Here is a 21,238-nt window from a genome sequence, read left to right as displayed (position 1 = left end):
GATATTATGAAAATATTTATTAAGGAGAGGATTTAATATGGCGGCAAAAATTGAAAAAATATCTGCAAAATCAGCACTTAAACGGAGTCAGTTAAAAGGGGTGGATTACTTTTTAAATCCATACAGTGCTTGCGCCAATGGGTGCCGGTATTGCGACACAAGCAGTAGCGGTTATGGGGACACGTGGGGACAGGGTGTTAACATTATTAAGGTAAATTGTGCCGAGGTCTTAAGGCGTGAGCTGCCCAACGCTGAGCGCGGGCTTGTAAGAATAAGCGCTAACGCAGACCCCTATCAGCCTGTTGAGGGCAGATACAAAATTACGAGGAGTTGTATGGAGGCACTCCTGCCATACCAGTTCCCTGTTGAATTATTCACAAAATCACCGTTGATATTAAGAGACGTAGATGTGCTTAGCAGATTGGAGAGTCTGGAGGTCGGTATAACCATTACAACGGATAGTGATATAGTGAGAAGGGCGTTTGAGCCTAAGGCCTCCCCTATAGCAGTACGCATAAACATTCTTAAAACACTGCACGAGGCCGGCATAAACACTTGTGTTAAGATAGACCCCATGTTGCCGATGAATCCTGAAAAGCTGGCTGAAAAGGTGCGTCCATATACAAATAAGGTTATCATAAACCATAGTAACTCCGTATCACATAAAAACTTAAGCTTGTATAAGGAGTTAGGTTACAGTCAGTGGAACGACAAAAATTACGTCAAAGATATTTTGGAGAGGCTGAAAGAGAGCCTTGAGGGCCTTATTTAACATGTTTACCTCCTAGTTCATTACCCCCCTTCAGGGCGGTAAGTTTTACTTGCCGCCTTTTTTTTTACAAACCCGCCTGTCTCGTGGACACCGTGTACATAGCTACAGTTGCCGTTATATAGTGAAATTCAAAAGTATGTTCATATTGATTTTGTAAGAAGATGTGATTGCCACGGGATTTCATCCCTCGCAATGACGTTATGTGCTTGTTTTTGCAGTATTATTTTATCCGTCATTGCGAGGAGCGATAGCGACGTGGCAATCTTAGTTTTCAGAAATAATGAACGGAATTCTGAACATTGCTATAATTACCGCCTCTTTATAAATTGCTATACTCCTGTATTTTTTGTTAAGATTACCCTGTTAAAACTATGCAAACAGGAATTTCTAAAATAAAATCAGGGAAGTATATACAGGGAATTTTGATAGCTCTGATAATTGCTATAGTTTCGATTATTTCAGGTTTTTTCAAAATACCAACCGGTTTTGAACTCTACACTCTTGACCTCAGATACCGTATGAGGCCGCCTGTTGCAACATCCAACCAGTTGGGTTTTATTGATTTTGACGATGAATCACTGGCACTCTTTGGGCAGTGGCCATGGCCTAGGATGAGACATGTCGCTCTTATCAACACGCTCGGTTTTTATGGCGCCGGAGCTGTCGGTTTTGATGTGTTTTTTGTGGAAAAGGAAAATGTACGTTTCTTCCCGGAAAAAATAAGAAATTACGTGTCTACTGAGACCACCCCTAATTCTGAGCAGTTCAACCGTGTGGTAGAGAGTTCATTTAAGGATTATGACAGGGAGCTTGCAGAGGCAATGAAAAATTCTGCAATTGTTTACCTTGCTTACTTTACCCAAAGAGATGACAAAGGAGGCGATGTTAAGGACATAAAAAGTGTACTTCTGAAAACAACTAAGTTAAAATCACAACTGACGGACGCTCAAAAGGTCTCTTTGAACCTGTTGCAAGAAACATTTTTGCAGAGCTCTCCTAACCTTCAAAACTACCTGCTTAAAGATATAAGTGTAATACCGCCGCTGTCTGAGTTTATCACGGCATCAAAGGGATTAGGGTTTGCTCAACCCGGTCTTGATAAGGACTCCGTGGTCAGAAACTATGCAATGTTCCGGTACTACGACAACATGGTGGCCTATCCCTTGATACTGTCCATGCTCTCAAATGTTTTAGACTTTAAATTGGAGGAGATGAAGATCACTCCCGGTGAGTCTTTAATTTTAAGAAACGCTAAAAGCCTCACAGACTCAGTGCGTACCGATATAACAATCCCTCTGGATAAACACTCCCAGATGCTCCTCAACTGGAGTGGTAAATTTAATGATACCTTCATACATATACCCTTTAAACACATTTCGTACTACTATGCCGTCATAAAGGCAAAAGAGGAGGCAAGGAATTGGGGCGGTAAACCGGCAGCCGGGGAGTTTAATGAGCTTGAAACCAAAATAAAAGCAGCCATTAATGAGGAGAGCCTTGTTAGTGCTGAGGATAGCTCTAAAATCTCTAAAAAAATTACCAATGCCCTGTTTATTTCTAAACTTATTGAATCAGGACAGGACGACAACACGATATTTGATACTCTGAAGAGCTACAATGGTCAAGACAGCCTTAAAAAAGACATACGGGAAATCAGAGTGGCCTTTGAAATTGAGAAAGCTCTCACACAGAAGCCCTCCATTACTTTAGAGGATTTTATAAAAACCAGGCCTGATGTGAAAGATGCCTCCAATCTGTCTGAAATATTTAAAAACATGCAGACTTTTGCCACCAGGCTTACAAACATTTACCCTTATTATTTTCCACAAACACTTCCGGTAAATAAAAACGGCGTGGCTACACCGTTTTCTCCCACAGACCTGAAAGACAAAATCTTTATGACAGGCCTTACCGGCACCAACACGATTGATCTTAACCCCTCTCCTTTTGAAAGAAGCTCCCCGATGGTCTCTTACCATCTAAATGCACTAAATACCATTTTAACAGGCAACTTCCTAAGACACGTCCCTGAGGCCTACACTTATGCCATAACCATAATTTTAGCTGTCATAACTGGGCTCCTTGGCACTGCTTTGGTACTTCAGGCGGCTTTACCTGCCACCCTTATTTTGGCTGCCGGTTATGTGGCTGTAACATATAGATTGTGGGTTACAAAAGGTTATTGGTTTGACTGGATAGTGCCTGTGGCGGCTGTCGTTTCTACGTTTTTTGTTGTAGCGTTGCTTAGGTATATCGAAGCGTTTTTTGAAAGAAAGAGGGTGAGGCTTATATTTTCTAAAATGGTATCGCCATCAGTATTAAAAGTGATGGAAAATAACCCTGACAAATTCTCTTTGACTGGTGAAAGAAAAGCGGTGACAACGTTTTTTTCCCTCATACAAGGAATATCGGATGTAATTAAAGGCGTCTCTCCAGATGAACTTCCTGCTCTTTTAAGCATATACTTATCTCCCAACAGCGAAATAATTACATCCTATGACGGCTACATAGATAAGTACGAGGGGCACGTAATTATGGCTGACTTCGGAGTGCCTCTGGATGACCCGCTTTGTGCTCTGAAGTGCGCCTTTGCCACTGTCGAACAGAACCTCGACATCGAGGCTTTCAGGCGCTTTGTCTTTATGCGTTACGGCTTGCCGGTATCAGTCTCGATGGGGTTTAATTTTGGATATGTCTCGGCAGGGAATATGGGCTCTGAGAGAAAATTCCAATATACTGTCATGGGGGATTCGGTTAACGTCTCAGCAAGGTTTATGGCTGCTAATTTTATCTATAATGCTAAAAATGCCCTTACCGGAGAGGACACGATTTCAGAGATAAAAGACTATGTGCACCTTAGAATGCTCGACAAACTGCTGCTAAAAGGAAAAACCAGACCCACGGCAATCTATGAAGTCCTTGGATGGGTTACTGAGGCATACAAGGACTTTTATAAATCAAAACCTGTGCCGCAATTTGTAAAATACCTATGGTTGAGATGCTCACCTGAGAAGTTTTTTTGCTACAGGGAGGTATGGAAAGAACGCTTTGAAAAAACCGGCTTTGAAACGGCTAACGACATCTTTGGTTTTTTTGACACTAACATGCCTTTAGCCGCTGATATTCTGGTGCTGGAATGGGAAATTGAATTTCTGAACATAGAGATTGCCCTTAAATCAATAAGGCACAAGATGACAAAACTTTTCAATAGAGGGTTTAAACCGCATCCGGCTGATGACGATGTGCTCTCCGGAATAGTTGCCGAGTTAAGCGGTATAATAAATATAATCTCAGACCCTGCAGGGATAAACCATGCAGATAGCAACACTCTCGATGAACTCTCATTAGAATGTGACAGTTTGTTTACAAAAACCAGGATGTTCCAAAACCGGTTTAATTTAAAAGAACATTCCGGCGGTGAAATTGTGGCGGAGTGTATTGCCGATGTGGAAAGCTTTATGCAGCAAGGTGTAAAAGGGGCTCTTGAGGGGCGGCGTCAAAAACTCAACATGTCACTAATTGAGGGGCAGGCAAAGCTGAGAACCATTGTGGAGGCTTTTTACAATAATCTTCAACTGAAACCTGAAGCATACCATGAGATGGCAGCCCATCTTGGCAGTCCCTCACCTGAGGCATTAAAGTCCAAAGTGCACTATGAGGCGGGGTTGCAGTTGTACTTCCAAAGAAAATGGAATGAGGCTACAGAGATGTTTATGCTCTCTGAGGCGGAGCTGGCTGAAGACCCGCCAAGCCGGTCGTTTATTAAACGAATCGAATCATTTAAAGAATTCCCGCCTCCGTCATCATGGCAGGGTGAATTTATTCAGACGAAAAAATAAAATGAAAAAGATATTATTATCAGCTCAAAAGTACGGAAAGATGGTTATGCCGGCAGCCCTTGGACTTTTAGTTTCCATGGCTTTGACACTGCTGACGTGGCTGGGCACATTTGATCCTGTTGAATATAAGATTTTAAATGTAAAATTTCAGTTACGGCCTAAGATTAAAATAAATCCCGACATTATAAGCATTGATATTGACGATGGGGCCTTAGATGTTACAGGGCGGTGGCCGTGGCCATGGAACATCCACGGCGATATTGTGAATTTTCTTACTAACTACGGTGTTCAGGGGATTGTTTTTACAGGCATTGATTTCTCACAAGACAGTAATAACGACATTGACCGTGGTGCTGTAGAAGGTGTAAAAAATAGAATCCGTAGCGCTTATGAGAAAAAAGATATAAATTCCGCAATGCCCGATTATGAATCGTACCTGCTTGACAGTATAAAGAAAAACGGCAATGCCTACATAGACATACATTTCAACATTCCTGAGTTTGATGAAAAACATGGTTTCGTCAGCTCCTTAAAAAACAAAGCACGGGCAACAGAGGTTGAAAAAAAGCGGTTGGAGCTTCTCTCTCAAAAAATCGGCATTAAAGGCAATCAGGGGAACTTCCCGTTAGCTACCGGCATACTGACCCCTAAGGAAATTATCATGAAAAGTATGGAAGGCGGCGGTTTTAACCAAATCCTGATTTCTAATGACGGAGTAGTCAGAAAGTATCCACTGCTTGCCTACTACCCATATATGCTCTACGAATCGCTCCCGCTTAACCTTGCACGTAAGCTTTTAAACATGAAGGATGTTAACACAGAAAACAGTAACTATATAGAACTTAAAGGAGAACAATCATCTATAAAGATTCCTGTTGATAAGGAAGGCCGAATGAATATCAACTGGGCCGGCGGCAACAAAGATTCGTTTATGCGTCTGCCCTTCAAGGTGGTCTCATTTTTTGCCGCTTTTCATAACGCAAAAAAGGAATTAATGAAATTTACCTTTATTGACGATGAGGCAGTGCAAAAACTGGAAACAGAACTCGCTGAGATTCCTTATTTAACAAAAGATGAGGTAGATAATATTATAGGCCGTGTCTTTACAGCCTTTTTAATCGAACAAAATATTGTTGATAACAGCATGTCGATAACAGGCGCCATTAAGGCAATGGGAGGTGACCCTGATGATGATTTGTGGCTCTCTATAGCTAAACAAATTAAATTTAACAATCATATTGTAAAAAAACATGAGGAGCATAAAGTGCTCCCCTCTTTTGATGACGTTATTACAGAGCTGTCTTTTACTGATAGCGATGTTGAATCAATGAGTTTAGCTGAATCCTATAACATAATGGTTTATCATATTGGAAGAAATGATGTCTTCAGCGTAAGACCCCTGTATTTTCATATACCTGTGAATGACATCAATGGAAAACACACAGTCATATCACCGGTTTTTTTTAGAGATAAAATAGTATTTTACGGCCTGACTGCCACTGCTTTGGCCGCAATGAATCCAACCCCTTTTATGTGGCGCCACCCAATGCTTGATCTTATGCCAAATGTACTAAACACGATTATGACCGGCCGGTTTTTGACAGACTGCCCTCTGTGGCTTAAATATTCTCTGAATTTCATATTGGTAATAGTAGTGCTGACGGTAGTCATGTTTTTCAGTCCGCTTAGAAGCGGCCCGATAGCACTGGCTGTTACCGCAGGTTGTGCTGCTGTTGACTGGTACCTTTTTACCATGAAAGGTTTACTCCTGCCTATATTTCAAACAACTGTCGCTATTGTGCTTACCTTCCTCTCAGGGGTGCTCTACAGGTATATAAGGGAAAGAATGGAGCGTCAAAAAATCCGCAAAATGTTCTCTACCATGGTATCACCCGAAGTGTTAAAACTGATTGAGAAAAACCCTGAAAAATTTAATCTGGGTGGTGAGAAAAAGCACGCAACAATGTTCTCTTCCGATGTATCCGGCTTTACTACTATATCTGAGGGCGTAACAAGCCGTGAGCTTGCCGATATTCTTAATATCTATCTCACTCCGATGAGCAATATTATAATGTCCTACAACGGCTACGTGGATAAGTATGAGGGAGATGCTATAAAGGCTGACTTCGGCATTCCCCTTACCGATGAGGACCACGCATGGAAGTGCTGCTACTCGGCTCTTTACAGCCAGGAGGAGTTAAAAGTCATTCAGCGCATGATAGCCATAAAGTACGGAGTGAAGATAACCGCCCGAATGGGTATAAACTCCGGGGATATATCCGCAGGCAACATGGGTTCATACAATCACATGCAATATACTGCCATGGGGGATGCCGTCACTGTTGCCGAGGAGCTTGAGCCTGCCAATAAGATTTTTGATACATGGATTATGATGTCACAGAGCACCTTTGAACTCGTAAAGGAATATGTCGAGGCACGTTATCTGGGAGTGCTTGAGAGAGGGCATGGAGGGGCGCCTGTGGGGATATATGAGGTTGCCGGCTGGAAGCGGGAGAGATTCCTTGAGTACTGGAAAAGTAAGCCAATCCCTGAACTTATTTTTAATTCATTAAGTAAAATGAGGCCGGAGAAAGTTATAGGCTATCATGATTATTTCTCTAAAAAAGAGCTGCCGGACTCAGAGTTTTTAACTGATGTTAAGACTCTGTTTTCAGAGCTTACCACAGATGCCGTAGAGTATATGAAACTGGGTGATATTCTAAACATGGCTGAGATTGAAAGAGATATTAGAAATCTTCTTTTGAAGATTAAACAATACGATGAGCACGGTGGTGCCGCTTCTGTACAAACTGAAACAAGCACAACGGCTGCATGGAAAGAAAAAATTTCCGAAATGCGTAAAAATGTTATGATAGCAGCCCCTTATTTAAAAAAGCTAAAGGACAGGGGTGAACGTACCCTTTCAGATTCCCTCTACAGCACTGTGGATATTCTTGAGAAAAAGCTGCAATCTGTTGAAAAAAGAATTCTGTTTGCTGAAGCGGGCGACCATATTGCAACTGAGCTTTCAAACCATCTGAAGGAACTGCTGACTAAACCCTCCGGCAACACAGAGACCGGAGCAATAACACTTGAAATGAAAACTAAAGAACGCAGGATAAATGAACGCCTTAAACAATTTACATTAAAACTGAAAAAGCACCCTGAGAACTTCCACCAACTGATGTCTAACTTGTGTACGGTTGATGAAAGGAAAAAAGAACTGTTACAGCTATTCACCGCCGCTCAGCAACACTACTACAACAGGAATTGGCACGAGGCTGCAAAGAATTTCAATCTCTGTCTCTCAATAGACCCGCAAGACGGCCCAAGTGTCAAATATCTAAACACTATCAAACAGCTACTGATTTCCCCCCCTGATTCCACATGGCAAGGTCTATGGCAGGAGGGATGATGCAGTATTTGCTTGACTATTTAACTTAGGCGGTTTAAAATATAATCACAGCGCCTGTAAAGAGGAGGTGTATGGAGATGATGTTAAAGAAGATAACAGTTTTTGTAACGGCGGCAGTGTTAATCACTATGTTGTTAAGCACGGTGGCAGAGGCATTTCCGCCTCCGTATCCGCCCCCGGCAGCGCCGCCGCCGTACTGGGCACCGCCCCCGGGACCACCGGCGCATTATCCGCCGCCCAGGCGTTACTATGTAGCGCCGGATTTACCGGTACCTGAGCCACCGGGTTATTATCCGCCGCCGCCCCCTAAGAAACGCCGTTATGCAGCTCCCCGCGTTGCAGTTGTTGAGACTGTTGTGTGGGTCCCGTGGTTTCCGGTGCCTTTTTGGGTTGTGCCCCGTGCAGGGTTTCCGCCGCGTCCATGGGTGCCGGCTCCGTAGCTAAGCTGTACTTATGAGGGATGACGCTATAGCGATAACCGGTGCCGGAGTTACTTGTTCGCTGGGCCGAAGCACTGATGAGCTCTACAGCGCTCTTGTAAGTGGAAAATGTGGTATAGGCAAAACAGTGGGGTATGTGGCTGAGGGTATGGAGATGATTCCCTCAGCCCAAGCACCGTGCCTTGATGCCTCATCCCTTGGTATCTCACAGAAAAATGTAAGAATTATGGACACTCACTCCTACCTGCTTATGGAAAGCGCAATTGCAGCTTTCAAAGCGGCGGGGTTTGGCATTGATACATTCTATGCAGACAAAATTGCTTTTTATGCAGGGATTGGAATGGTTGACTACGAAATCGCAGACCTCCTGCAAGCGGTTTTAAAGTCACACAACCATGAGTTTAGTTATGATACTTTTTTCACCAATGGCTACAGAGAGATATTTCCTCTTTGGCCGCTGTCCATGCTCAATAACATAGCTTTTTGCCAGAGTTCCATACGGCTTGGTCTAAAGGGAGATAACACTGTGTTTTCACCACACGGGGAATCTGCTGTTTATGCCATATCGGAGGGAGCCTCATCTTTGCTTGGCGGTAAGTCAACGGCTGTGATAGCAGGTGGAATTTCTGAGAAGGTCAATCCTCAGAGTTTAATCAGAGCCCGTTATTTTGACATTCTCACTAAGGACAATGAGCTGAGGCCGTTTTCTCAAAACAGAGCCGGAACAGTGTTAGGAGAGGCCGGAGCATTTATTACAATGGAGCTCTGCTCTTTTGCCAAAGAGCGCGGAATGTCTCCGGTTTCATCAATAGCAGGCTGGGGTTTTGCATTCGATTGCAATAAGGGCAGAGCTTTTCCAACCACAGAGGCCATCTCTCATTCCATGGAGGCAGCCATTAACCACTGTGGCATATACCCCGATGACATAGATGTACTTATTGCTTATGCTGACGGCACAGCCTCGGACACTAATGAGATTGAGGCAATTAATGCCGTCTTTTCCCGCTGCGGCAAACTACTCGTTACTGCAACAACCGGCGCCATTGGCAACACACTTGCCGCCGCCCCCGTTGTTAATATAATTGTGGCGGACTCTATGATTAAACACGGCCTGATTCCCCCATCGGTTTCCTCAACACCTGTTGATAACAAAGCAGAGTTTAATATTGTGGTGGATACACCGGTTAAGGCTAAAATTAATAACGTCCTTATAAATTCTCTCAGTTATGAGGGACATGCCTCATCAGTTGTAGTGCAGAGGTTACAGTGAGATTTTTATACTATGACAGTGTTTCAAATATTGTAAAGGGCAAGGAAATAGTTGGAGTAAAAACGTTCTCGCTTTCGGAGGAATTCTTAAGAGGGCATTTTTCTAAAAGGGCGGTTATTCCGGGAGTTATTTTTATGGAGGCTATGGCCCAACTGCTTGGCTGGTTAATTATATATTCCAACGATTTTAACCTTACCGCCGTGCTGAGTCTGGTGGAAGGTGTCAGGGTTCCATTCAATATCCGTCCCGGGATAAGTGTTGACATATGCGGCACTATAGTGTCAACCTCTGAGAGAGATTCCATGGGACGTGCCTGTGTGTATCACAATGGCACGGAGATAGCCCGCATAGACAGAATCCTTTACAGCCATTTCCATAAGACGGACAGAGAGGAATTAATGCAGCGGTTTTGTTACTACAGCGGATATAGTCCCGGGGAAATCAAAGGGACCTAAAGTACGTTTGTGAAGATTGCCGAAAAAAGACGTGTTGTAGTGACAGGGCTTGGGCTTGCCACGGCATTAGGCCTTGATGTTTATGAGTGTTGGGATAAGGTACTTCGTGGTGTTTCCGGTATCGGCACTCTTAAGTTAAAGGGGGCTGAGAAGTCTCCGGTTCAGGCTGCAGCCGGTATCTCGGAGGCGGACTTCAAACGCATAGAGACAGAGTTTCAGGATGACCTTCAACGCGCAGGGGAGAGAAGAACGTTGTTTTCCCTCTGGGCCTCAAAGTGTGCCATGGAGGATGCCGCCCTTTTATCATTTGACGGAAAGAGATGGCGATACGGTACGGTACTTGCCGCAGGTGCTCCGGTAAACAGGCTTGAGGATATTTACCGCCATATTAGCGCCGATAAAAAGTTTGATTACGAAAGTTATATGTGTAATTTAAATGAAATTCATCCGGAGTCTATGCTTAGGAATAACTCCAGCCGTGCTGCCGCTTTAATTGCCGGAAAGTTTAATCTAAACGGAGTAAATGCAACGGTGACAACCGCCTGCGCCTCTGCCACACAGGCCATAGGTGTGGCTTTTAATATAATCAGAGACGGGCGGCAGGATGTGATAGTGGCGGGTGGGGCGGATTCCATGATAAACCCCGTGGGGCTTGTCTTTTTTGTGCTTCTGGGGGCCGCCTCAGTAGCCGCAGAGAAACCGGAGCTGTTGTGCAGGCCTTTTGACAAAAAACGCTCCGGCCTTGTTATGGGTGAGGGCTCAGGGATGGTGGTTCTTGAGGAGCTTCAACATGCAAAAAACAGGGGAGCAAAAATATACTGTGAAGTGGCAGGGTACGGCTCTTCTATGGATGCATGGCAGGTGACGGCCCCTCATCCTCAGGGCGCAGGTGCTGAGGCCTCTATGGCGGAGGCCCTCAGAGACTCCGGTATCGGCATTGACGGCATTGACTATATAAATGCCCACGGCACAAGTACGAAACTTAACGATACGGCGGAAACTCTTGCCATAAAGAAAGTCTTTGGAGGGTACGCTAAAGATATTTGTATAAGCTCAAGTAAGTCCATGACAGGACATCTGCTTGCCGCCTCAGGGGGCCCTGAGTTTGTCTTTACTGTGTTAAGCACCCGCCATGACGAGATTCATCCTACGATTAATCTTACCAATCCCGATCCAAAATGCGACCTCGATTATGTGCCAAATGTGAAACGTACAAAAACGGTAAGAGCCGCTCTTTCCAATTCTTTTGGCTTTGGCGGACAAAATGCCTCTGTTGTTGTAAAGAAGTATCATGATAGGTTAGTATAAAGGCTGATTGTTAAAAATATAAACAGGTATCTGAAAAAGTGATATGAAAACTGATTTAAGCGGAAAAGTGGCTCTTGTCACAGGTGGTGGAAGGGGTATAGGGCGGCAGATTTGCACAGGCCTCAAGAACTCCGGAGCCTTTGTCGTGATTAACTATGCTAAATCGGCTGAGAGTGCCGAGTCTCTAAAAGAGGAGCTCTCGCCTCAGGCCGAAATTATCCGGGCTGATGTGTCAAACTACAAAGAGGTGGAGGCCATGTTTAAAGAGGTTGCAAAGACATATAAGGGCCCCGATATTTTAGTTAATAATGCGGGGATTATTAAAGATACCCTGCTTATGGCGATGGAACCCTCCGACTGGGATAAGGTGTTGGACGTAAACCTTAAGGGCACCTTTCATTGTACTAAGTTTGCCTCGGAAATCATGATGGGAAAGCATAAGGGAGCAATTATAAATATATCGTCTGTTTCGGCAATAAAGTGCTCAAGGGGACAGTGCAACTATGCAGCTTCCAAGGGCGGGGTAATATCCTTTACAAAAGCCTGTGCCGTTGAACTTGCACCTAAAGGGATAACCGTAAATGCCATACTACCCGGTATGATAGAAACCGACATGAGTGCAAGGGTCAGGAAAAGGGCGGCGGAGCAGATTCTGAATTCAATTCCGGCGGGCAGATTCGGTGCGCCTGCCGATGTTGCCGGTATTGTAGTGTTTTTAGCCTCAGAGGCGGCCTCATATATAACCGGACAGGTAATTGCCGTTGACGGCGGAATGAGTGTATCATAAATGGCGCTCTATCAGGGCATAGACATTGTAAGCATTCGGAAGTTTACTGAGTTTTATTTAAGGCATGCCTGTGCAACAGATGATATATTCACAGAAGAGGAGATTGCCTATTGCAGAGAATACAGGAAGCCTGAGGAAAGGTTTGCGGGTAGGTTTGCCGCTAAAGAGGCGTCTCTTAAGGCCCTGGGCCTTGGCTTTACCGGCAGCGGCTCCACAGGTGTTTTAAAACAGATAGAAATAATAAGAAAACCTTCCGGTAAACCGGACATCCATCTGCATGGGTTTATTAAGAGTGTCTCTGAAAGAAAGAACATTAATGGTTTTAACGTATCCATAAGCCACAGCGGTGATTATGCCGTATCTGTGGTTATATTAACTTCAGAGAGAGCCGGTGGCGGAGGGCATTAAATCATGCGCTTTTTACTAATAGACAGGATACTGGAGGTCACTCCGGGTAAGACAATAAAGGGTGTGAAGAATGTTGCCATGTCTGAGGATTTTCTGGAGTTTCACTTTCCAAAGAACCCTGTGATGCCGGGCGTTATGCTTGTTGAGTCCCTTGTTCAGTTGGCGGGCTGGCTTACGGCGGCAACGTCTCAGTTTAAAGACTGGTTTTTAACTGAGCATATAGAGAAGGCAAGATTTTACAGTCTTGCCCTTGCCGGTGACCAGATAGAACTGGAGGTCACCCTTACAAACAGAGATGACAACGGGACAGTGTCTTTTTCGGGTACAGGGCTGGTTTCAGGTAAAAAGAAGGTAGTGGCCGCATTTTCAGGGAGAACTGTAAGCCTTGATACACTTGAGGCGCCTGCCGGTATGGAGCACATGTATAAGGTTCTCAGACGGGAATTTCAACCATAAGCCGGAGGCGAAGTTGACGGAAGCAGCGATAACAGGCCTTGGACTTATCACCTCTGCCGGCAGGGGTGCAGATGAGCACATGCAGCAGATAAAGGAATATAAGACCGGCATAAGAGAGATTGAGGGTGGCAACAGATTATGTAAGTTCCTTGGGGTTGTGGATAATATAAGTTTTGACTTTGAAATACCGGCCAAACTCTCCGGGCAGATGAAGTTTTTAAACAGAGGCTCGGTGTTAGGCCTTAGTGCTGCACTTAATGCACTCAAAGATGGTGGATTAAGTCTGGAGAGTTATTCAGGGATTGCCCCCGGCAGACGAGCACTTTACATAGCAACCGGCGATTTCACAAAAGTAGGATATGATTTTATGTATCCTGCTACAAAGCCGGCTACATCAGGGCACTTTACTGCCACAGATTATGAAAAACTAAACAAATCGGCACTGGATAAGGTCAGTCCGTTTTTTTTGCTTGAATCCATCGCAAATAATCTTTTCAGTGTGCTTTCGGCGATTATGGATTTTAAGGGGCCCAACACGACACTTTCGAGTTTATCTCCATGTGGGGGGCATGCCCTTGAGCTTGCGCTTCAGAGTATCCGGCAGGGGCGGGCGGACATGGCGGTAGCGGTGGGCTGTGGCAGCTGGCTGTCTCCTGTGCCGCTTTATGAGTTGGACGGATTAGGCATGTTATCGGGCTGCAACGGCGGGGCCGGCTCTTTCAGGCCATTTGACAGAAGGCGCGACGGCTTTATTGCCGGTGAGGGCGGCGCCGCCATTTTGCTGGAGCGGCATGACACAGCCAAAAGCCGCGGTGCCGGCATTTATGGCTTTATACGAGGGGTTGGAAACTATGTGGAACTCTCCGGTACTCCCACAATTAGTGTTCCTGATAAGGTTACGGAAAAATGTATGCAGATGGCTCTTCGACAATCCAACATGGAAGTCTCCGAACTGTCGTTTATAAGCCCTCACGGCAGCGGTACCAAAAAAGGAGACGCCTCGGAAATCCGCTCAATCCTTTCAATTATCGGCGGCACCCCAACTGCTGTTTGCGGCCTTAAACCCTACACAGGCCATATGGGGGCTGCAAGTGATATCGGGGAGATCATTATGGGCATTATGGCCATAAGAGAGGGAATCATTCCGGCAACCCCTAACTTCTCACTTATGGACAGGGGGTTTACAGAGGCTGGTGCCGATAAAAAAATACTGCTTTCCGCTGAACATATCCCTGCATCAGAGGGTGGTGGAAGAAATACGTTTCTGTCCGTAAGTTACGGCATTGGCGGGCAGTCATCGGCTGTAGTTGTGGAAACTACAGGTTAATCAATATATCCATGACGTTGAAAGGTGTTTATACCAAGTTGCATTCATTCGATTAACTTTGTTGGCTTTGTCGAAAGCTCCTTGCCGCCTCGTTACTCTTTTGACTGCTACTTGGTATTAGTTTCAGTACAGTAATTTGTTGCTGTAATAAAGGAGGAATAATTATTTGAGATTTTTTTTGAATTTGCTTTTGCTTTGCTCGGCATTGTCTCTTACGTGTAGTAACTTATTTGCTTTAACGGCGGAGGAAAGTGATTTGCTCTCATTGTACTTCAAGAAAGAGGACCTGGTCATTACACCGACGAAATATCTTAAAACGACAAGCCAGGTGGCTGAAAATATAGTAGTAATTACGGCCCGGGACATTGAGGCAATTAATGCCGCCTGCCTTGCCGACGTCCTGAAATATGTAACCGGTATGCAAACTAAAATGATTCCAGGCGGGCGCGGTATTCAACCCTACGTACAGGGCACTGAGATGACAACTCATACAAGAATTATCATAGACGGAGTAACTTTAAACGATATTGCAATAAATGCCACAACACCGGAAAATATACCCGTAGAACACATAGAGCGGATTGAAATAATAAAAGGCCCGGCCTCATCAACCTGGGGTTCATCTCTGGGCGGTATTATAAATATAATTACAAAGGACGGTGACATTAAGAAAGCAATAGGTGGGAAGATACAAGCCTCCTATGGCGCTTACTCAACTCAGGATGAGCGGGGAGTTTTAACCGGTAAAGCCGGGCCTTTGGAGTATTATTTGTTTTATGGCAGAAATTTTTCATACGGCTATAATTCCGAACTTTTTGATGATCAACACCATTTTTACGGTAAACTCAGATATAATCCGGCCTGGCATACAGCATTGACATACACGTTAGGATATGATCAAACTTCAAGAGAACCGGTTATACCCTCACTTGTCAGTTATAATAAGTCCTTGTACTCAACACTTTCCATGAGTTCCAAACTAAGTGAATCGGCAGACCTTAATGTTTCTCTCAGAACCTCTGACTTTGACAACAAGGTGGAGATGCCTAATGGAAACGATATTGTAAAGGACACAAATTATGGTGGCGGCGCAAGCTTAAAATGGACACCCCCAGGCCATGCCGTGGTCTTAGGCGGCGATTATGATTATCAGACTTTTGAATACGATAAGCTGGATGGTGGAAAGGCTTATTTTAAGAAACTGGCAATTTTTGCTAACGACACCTTCAACATCGGTAAACTTACCATAACACCCGGTATAAGATACGACAGCCTTACAAACGGCGGTACATTTATAAGTCCAAGTTTTGGAGTTATCTACGACCTGGGTAAAGCAACCTTATTAAGATTTTTTGTGGCAAGGGGGTTTAATTCCGTGGCCGCCAAACATACTTCGGTGACTATACAGGCGGGGGATAGTACTTTTTTGGCTAATCCTGATTTAAAAGTTGAAAAGGTTATTTCTTATCAGGGCGGCATTGAAAGCGGTATTTTAAAATATCTGTGGCTTAAGGCCTCCCTTTTCAGGCATAACGTCTGGGATGCTATAACTCTGAAAACAGTATCGTCAGATACCTTTCAGATGCAAAACTATTCAAAACAGCTCCGGCAGGGTTTTGAGATAGAGGCTGAAACTGTACCGTTTTATAACATAACATTATCCACCGGTTTTTCCTATACTCACATAAAAAACATTGATACTGGAGAGTATGTTACTAACACGCCGCGGTACAGTTATGATTTAGGGGTTCACTACCGCCACCCTAAAATTTTAGACGCCACACTGAAAGGCCACTACATAAGATGGTATTATGACCCCTCAGAGTACAATAACTACTACACTTTTACCGGCAACAACTCAATGATTTTTGATCTCAATCTCTCCAGAGAAATATACAGAGATGCAAATATCACTACCGGTCTCTATATAAAAGGCACCAATATTTTTAATGACTCCCTGGTTTTTTACGCTAACCGTCTCTATAACGGGCGAATTATTCAGGGAGGTCTGAAAGTGAATTTTTAGAGAGAGTCAGCATGTGCTCAAGATTGATACCAAGTAGCAGTTAAAAGCGTAAAAAAGTGTAAAATGTAAGAGAGATGATATGTTGTACGATGTGCAATATGTTATAAAGATGCAACAGGCCGTGAGTCCCCGTGGGCATATGAGCTTCTCAGCTTGTGACGAAGTCAACAAAGTTAGACAAATGAATTAGAATTGGAATTAGTGGTAAATGCTAAGATTTCTTTAAGACATCCATAACGGTCTGATAAATTCCCTCGTCATCGAGGCCGTAGAGTTTTCTCAGCAGCTCCTGTCTGCCGTGTTCGACAAATTTATCACCTATCCCAATAATTTTTGTTTTCAAACCGCTGATACCGGTTGCATTAAGGTGCTCCAGCACAAGGCTTCCAAACCCGCCGGCTGCCATGTTTTCCTCCACCGTAACAAATGTTTTTATGTTTTGTGCCAGTTTTAATATTATGCCGCTGTCAAACGGCTTTATAAATCTCATGTTGGCTACCAGTGCCGATACCCCTGAACCCTCTAAATGTTTTGCCGCCATGAGCGCATAATGAATGCTTTGACCTGTAGCCAAAATTGCAACATCTGAGCCGTCTTTTACTATTTCAGCTTTCCCCAATTCCAGTCTTGAATTAATCTCCTCAAGCTGGTCGGAGACGGAATCCCTTGAGTACCTTATTGCACAAGGACAGGATAGTTGCAATGCAAGCTCAAGCATCTCCCTCATCTCAAGGGAATTCTTGGGCGTCATAACGGTAAGATTTGGAATATTCCGTAGAAATGATATATCAAAAAGGCCGTGATGAGTCGGACCATCCTCTCCCACAATTCCTGTTCTGTCTATTGCAAACACTACCGGCAAATTCTGAAGACATACATCATGAATTACCTCATCATATGCCCGCTGCAGAAATGTTGAATACACCGCCACCACGGGTTTAAGCCCTGCGGCAGCCATCCCTGCGGCAAACGTTACGGCATGTTGTTCGGCTATTCCCACATCATAGAATCTCTTAGGAAACGTATCGGCAAATTCCCTAAGCCCGGTCCCCTCTTTCATTGCCGCCGTTATCGCCACTACTTTAGAATTATTTTTGGCGATATCAACCATAGCTTTACCGAATATTTCGCTGAAGGACAAACACTCAACACACTTCTTAGGCTGTCCGGTATCCGGCTCAAACGGCCCCACGCCATGAAACCGTGACGGCCTCATCTCTGAAAACTCATACCCCTTGCCCTTTTTCGTAACAGCATGGATTAGTATCGGGCCTTGCCTGGTTTTTACACTTTCAAAGGTATCAATCAATCCCTCTATATCGTGGCCGTCAATAGGGCCCATGTAGGTAAATCCAAGCTCTTCAAACAACATCCCGGGAATGAAAAAGCACTTCAGGGTGTCCTCAGTCTTTTGTGCCAACTTAGAAAAATGCCCGCCTACCTTTGGTATGATTTCAATTATAGTTTTAGTTTCCTTTTTCAGTTTTTGGTAGATGCTGCTTCCCATTGCGCGTGTCAGATAAGAAGACAGGGCACCCACGTTTTTCGATATAGACATTTCGTTGTCGTTTAAAACAACAATCAGGTCTCTCTTGAGGTGTCCGGCATTATTTAAACCCTCAAAGGCAAGACCACCGGTCAGAGCGCCGTCTCCGATTACGGCTATAACTTTGTTGAATTTTCCAAGCCTGTACCCTCCCTCAGCCATTCCCAGGGCTGCCGAGATAGAAGTTGAACTGTGGCCGGTTCCAAAGGCGTCATGAAGGCTTTCACTGCTGCGTGGGAAACCCGATATTCCTCCGTGCTGCCTCAATGTATGAAAACGGTTATAACGGCCGGTTATCAACTTATGCGGGTAGCACTGATGCCCGACATCCCAGATGATTTTGTCCATAGGGCTTCTGAAGACGTAATGAAGAGCCAACGTCAACTCAATAACGCCCAGCGATGACGCAAGGTGCCCGCCGTTTATTGAGACCCGCTTTATTATTACATCCCGTATCTCACGGGCTAACTCCGTTAGCTCATCTAAAGAAAGTTCCTTTATATCTTCCGGTGATTTTATATCCGGCAATCTTGAAAAGTAGTTTTCGCTTTCATCCAAAGCTATCAATTTGTCCTCTCCAGAAGATAATTTGCTATCTCCTTTAACCATAATGCGTTGCCTTTAAAAAACTCCGCTGTTTCTAATCCCCTGTTTATTAGTTCACGGGCTATTTCCTTTGACCGTTCTATGCCGTAAAGGGTCGGATATGTCATCTTATTTTTATTGTCATCCGAACCCCGCGGTTTTCCCAGCTCCTGGGTAGTACCTGTGATATCTAAAATATCATCGACTACCTGAAAGGCAAGTCCAATAGCCTCACCATATTGTGTAAGAGCATCCATCACACCTCTTTGTGCTCCATAGAGAACCCCTCCCAGACGCACCGAGGTTTTAAGCAATGCAGCGGTCTTGTTTCTGTGAATAAACTCAAGGGTGGTTTTATCCGGTACTTTACCCTCTGAGAGTATATCAAGCGCCTGCCCTGCCACCATGCCGCTGAGTCCGGCTGAGGCGGCCAGTTCACGTATGGCCGGCAATATGTACAGGGTAGTGCTGTCATTGCTTTCAGTAAACATTTTAAAGGCCTCCGTCAGAAGCCCGTCTCCTGCTAAGATAGCCATCGCATCACCATATACTATATGGTTTGTCGGCTTTCCCCGCCTTAAATCATCATTATCCATAGCCGGTAAATCGTCATGTATCAAGGAGTATGTGTGAATCATCTCTATTGCTGAGGCCTGGGGCAGTATATCAATACCGTTTCCGCCACATGCCTCATAGGCGGTTAAGCAAAGAATCGGCCTTATCCTCTTACCTCCGGCAAAGAGGGAATACCGCATTGAGTCAAACAGTACTGAGGGCTCTCCGGCATGGTAAAAGTAATCCTTCAGATACCCCTCTACCAGAGCCCTTTTTTCGGCTAAATATGTTTTTAAGTCCATTGCGCCTTTCGGTTTTCTATCAAATTACCGCCATTAAATCAGCCGTCTTGCTGTCCGTCTCCGGTATAGTGCTTACCACACTCCAATTGTAGCACGAAAGCAGCGTTCTTTTCAACGCAAAAGTCATATATACATGAAATTGTCAATGAGATTGTGTGTTTCAAATTTTAAAGGGGTCAACGCCCACGGTACGTATTTATACCAAGTTGCATTCAAAAAAGTAAAAGATAAGGGGAAGGACTCAGGGCAAATGCACTATAATAAAATGTATGAGCGTGAGACGAAACCAGCAGTTTAGCAGCGTGTTAAAATAAGTGGCGGTGCAGGGATTTGAAACACTGTTTTTGTAACTCATTGATATTGTTAAATAATATGCTTAGGTGCAAGCATTTTCACCTAGGGTTCTATCCGAATTGTGGACCATGTCGAGGCCCATTATATGAGGCTGAAATTCTTACAGTTAAGAGATGAGGAATAATTTCCTCTTTAGTATAATTATATGATTTGCCGAAACTTGCTGATATGATATCTGCGGTATTATAAACACGTTTATTGATTAAATTGCCTTTGTAGTTAACTCCGTTAACAAAGAACTGGATTCCGGCTTTCGCTCGGAATGACAGAAAAAAGAAAATCCTCCTTTTGTCATTCCCGCCTACGAGCGACAATCCAGTCTTTTCTCTGCATCATTAGATGATAAAAAAACTCTGCCGGAGTTAACTACATAAGCATTTTTAATATTTTGCTTGACTTTTATTTTTTTTTTTTTGTAAAATTTTCCATCAATAGGTACAGACATAGTTTTGATTATACGTATATCTCATTTTGAGATAAATCAATAAATGTTTTAGCGGAGGGATTATGAAAAAGGTGCCTTTGGTTATGATGGTAGTGTTTGCTTTGGTTATGATGATGGGATTTGGTAGTGCTTGGGGTGATGATGTAACTAGTCCGAATAGTCAGGCAAGTACTACTTATAAAATTGTAAATTTAAAAAGTAGTCTCTGCTTAGATAATTCAAACGGTGAAACTGGTAATTATGTTACAGTCACTCAGTTTTCTTGTGGTAGTGGTTCAAATCAAAAATGGAGTTTAGTCAGTGGGTGTAGTCAAGGTTATCAGATATCAAGTTCTAACAGTGGAAAGTGCATTACTGTTCAAGAGGCAAATACTGGTGACGGTGGTGCTATAATGCAATATAGTTGTGGTTGCGGCAACAATGCAAATTGGACTCTTTATCAACCAATATCTGGTTATTATTGGATTTATAATGGAAATGGCAAATGTTTGGAAGTATCTCATGCAAATACCGGAGGTGGTGCAGCAATTGTTCAGAGTACTTGTAAAATAACACCTGAACAATTGTGGTCTTTACAATAAATCAGTAATCATAATATAACAAATTAAAAACCCCCTTAACAGACACAACCCCCTGTTAGGGGTTTTATATTTATGAAACCATACTGATAAAAGATAAAATTTGAATAGGTAGAAATCTCTGTAAAGACGGTTATTACCCACCATCTGGGGTGTTTTTGTGTTTATTGAGGTGAATTTACGGTTAAAACGGAAGTTCCGAGTAGTAAAACGTCTAAGGGTTGAAAACAAATGAGAAAAGTAAGCGTCAAGTAAACCCCATCTTCAAAAAAATAAGTAGAGGTGTCATACTTGTGTGAAAAAAACTGTGTCATTAACTCCGATATAAGAAGATAGTAATGAGTAAGCCACTAAGGAGGGCTGACAAAGT

At 43.7% G+C, this 21,238-nt stretch carries 15 protein-coding genes; 13 read left to right on the top strand and 2 right to left on the bottom strand.

Features of this window, described 5'->3' with window-relative positions:
• Positions 1-37 precede the first annotated feature (37 nt).
• The 12 genes from H7844_09720 (at position 38) to H7844_09665 (ending at position 16,503) form a co-directional block, all read left to right on the top strand.
• Positions 38-772: a radical SAM protein gene (locus tag H7844_09720; GenBank protein ID MEO5357559.1), complete on the top strand. Its 735-nt coding sequence runs from the start codon at positions 38-40 to the stop codon at positions 770-772.
• 422 nt (positions 773-1,194) lie between these two features.
• Entirely contained in the window at positions 1,195-4,611 is a 3,417-nt protein-coding gene (locus H7844_09715) for a CHASE2 domain-containing protein (protein ID MEO5357558.1), read from the top strand.
• A 1-nt stretch (position 4,612) separates the two neighbouring features.
• Positions 4,613-8,026 carry a CHASE2 domain-containing protein gene (locus H7844_09710; GenBank protein MEO5357557.1) on the top strand — a complete coding sequence of 1,138 codons (3,414 nt, stop codon included), beginning with the start codon at positions 4,613-4,615 and terminating at the stop codon, positions 8,024-8,026.
• A gap of 77 nt (positions 8,027-8,103) precedes the next feature.
• Positions 8,104-8,466 carry a hypothetical protein gene (locus H7844_09705; protein ID MEO5357556.1) on the top strand — a complete coding sequence of 121 codons (363 nt, stop codon included), beginning with the start codon at positions 8,104-8,106 and terminating at the stop codon, positions 8,464-8,466.
• A 13-nt stretch (positions 8,467-8,479) separates the two neighbouring features.
• Complete coding sequence (locus tag H7844_09700; GenBank protein ID MEO5357555.1) at positions 8,480-9,736, top strand: hypothetical protein; 1,257 nt, start codon at positions 8,480-8,482, stop codon at positions 9,734-9,736.
• Entirely contained in the window at positions 9,733-10,191 is a 459-nt protein-coding gene (locus H7844_09695) for a hypothetical protein (GenBank protein MEO5357554.1), read from the top strand. Before H7844_09700 ends, H7844_09695 begins: the two co-directional genes overlap by 4 nt.
• Positions 10,192-10,200: 9 nt before the next feature.
• The gene (locus tag H7844_09690) at positions 10,201-11,499 is read left to right on the top strand and encodes a beta-ketoacyl-[acyl-carrier-protein] synthase family protein (protein ID MEO5357553.1); all 1,299 of its coding nucleotides are present in this window, start codon (positions 10,201-10,203) and stop codon (positions 11,497-11,499) included.
• Positions 11,500-11,542: 43 nt separating this feature from the next.
• Positions 11,543-12,286 (top strand): 3-oxoacyl-ACP reductase FabG, encoded by a 744-nt coding sequence (gene fabG, locus H7844_09685; protein MEO5357552.1) that lies wholly within the window; start codon positions 11,543-11,545, stop codon positions 12,284-12,286.
• Positions 12,287-12,694, top strand: coding sequence for a holo-ACP synthase (gene acpS, locus H7844_09680; GenBank protein ID MEO5357551.1), 408 nt, complete (start codon positions 12,287-12,289; stop codon positions 12,692-12,694). It abuts the gene before it with no gap.
• A gap of 3 nt (positions 12,695-12,697) precedes the next feature.
• On the top strand, positions 12,698-13,150 hold the full coding sequence (locus H7844_09675; GenBank protein ID MEO5357550.1) for a beta-hydroxyacyl-ACP dehydratase: 453 nt from the start codon (positions 12,698-12,700) through the stop codon (positions 13,148-13,150).
• 13 nt (positions 13,151-13,163) lie between these two features.
• Entirely contained in the window at positions 13,164-14,477 is a 1,314-nt protein-coding gene (locus H7844_09670; protein MEO5357549.1) for a hypothetical protein, read from the top strand.
• A gap of 166 nt (positions 14,478-14,643) precedes the next feature.
• Positions 14,644-16,503, top strand: coding sequence for a TonB-dependent receptor plug domain-containing protein (locus H7844_09665; GenBank protein ID MEO5357548.1), 1,860 nt, complete (start codon positions 14,644-14,646; stop codon positions 16,501-16,503).
• Between the two features lie 211 nt (positions 16,504-16,714).
• Here the strand turns inward: H7844_09665 and dxs are convergent, their stop codons facing one another.
• Positions 16,715-18,613 (bottom strand): 1-deoxy-D-xylulose-5-phosphate synthase, encoded by a 1,899-nt coding sequence (gene dxs / locus H7844_09660; GenBank protein ID MEO5357547.1) that lies wholly within the window; start codon positions 18,611-18,613, stop codon positions 16,715-16,717.
• Positions 18,613-19,491, bottom strand: a complete 879-nt coding sequence (locus H7844_09655; GenBank protein MEO5357546.1) for a polyprenyl synthetase family protein — start codon at positions 19,489-19,491, stop codon at positions 18,613-18,615. Before H7844_09655 ends, dxs begins: the two co-directional genes overlap by 1 nt.
• A gap of 861 nt (positions 19,492-20,352) precedes the next feature.
• Here H7844_09655 and H7844_09650 point away from each other — a divergent pair.
• Positions 20,353-20,871: an RICIN domain-containing protein gene (locus tag H7844_09650; protein ID MEO5357545.1), complete on the top strand. Its 519-nt coding sequence runs from the start codon at positions 20,353-20,355 to the stop codon at positions 20,869-20,871.
• Positions 20,872-21,238 lie beyond the last annotated feature (367 nt).

Source organism: Nitrospirae bacterium YQR-1, assembly GCA_039908095.1.
GTDB lineage: Bacteria > Nitrospirota > Thermodesulfovibrionia > Thermodesulfovibrionales > Magnetobacteriaceae > Magnetomonas.
The sequence above is the reverse complement of the archived record's forward strand: the minus strand, read 5'-3'. Positions and strand labels throughout refer to the sequence as shown.

Bases quoted from the DNA above. Each gene is read 5' to 3' on its own strand.
- fabG (MEO5357552.1), top strand. From the start codon at position 11,543: ATGAAAACTGATTTAAGCGGAAAAGTGGCTCTTGTCACAGGTGGTGGA.
- H7844_09700 (MEO5357555.1), top strand. From the start codon at position 8,480: ATGAGGGATGACGCTATAGCGATAACCGGTGCCGGAGTTACTTGTTCG.
- H7844_09710 (MEO5357557.1), top strand. From the start codon at position 4,613: ATGAAAAAGATATTATTATCAGCTCAAAAGTACGGAAAGATGGTTATG.
- H7844_09655 (MEO5357546.1), bottom strand. From the start codon at position 19,491: ATGGACTTAAAAACATATTTAGCCGAAAAAAGGGCTCTGGTAGAGGGG.
- acpS (MEO5357551.1), top strand. From the start codon at position 12,287: ATGGCGCTCTATCAGGGCATAGACATTGTAAGCATTCGGAAGTTTACT.
- H7844_09720 (MEO5357559.1), top strand. From the start codon at position 38: ATGGCGGCAAAAATTGAAAAAATATCTGCAAAATCAGCACTTAAACGG.
- H7844_09650 (MEO5357545.1), top strand. From the start codon at position 20,353: ATGAAAAAGGTGCCTTTGGTTATGATGGTAGTGTTTGCTTTGGTTATG.
- H7844_09675 (MEO5357550.1), top strand. From the start codon at position 12,698: ATGCGCTTTTTACTAATAGACAGGATACTGGAGGTCACTCCGGGTAAG.
- H7844_09705 (MEO5357556.1), top strand. From the start codon at position 8,104: ATGATGTTAAAGAAGATAACAGTTTTTGTAACGGCGGCAGTGTTAATC.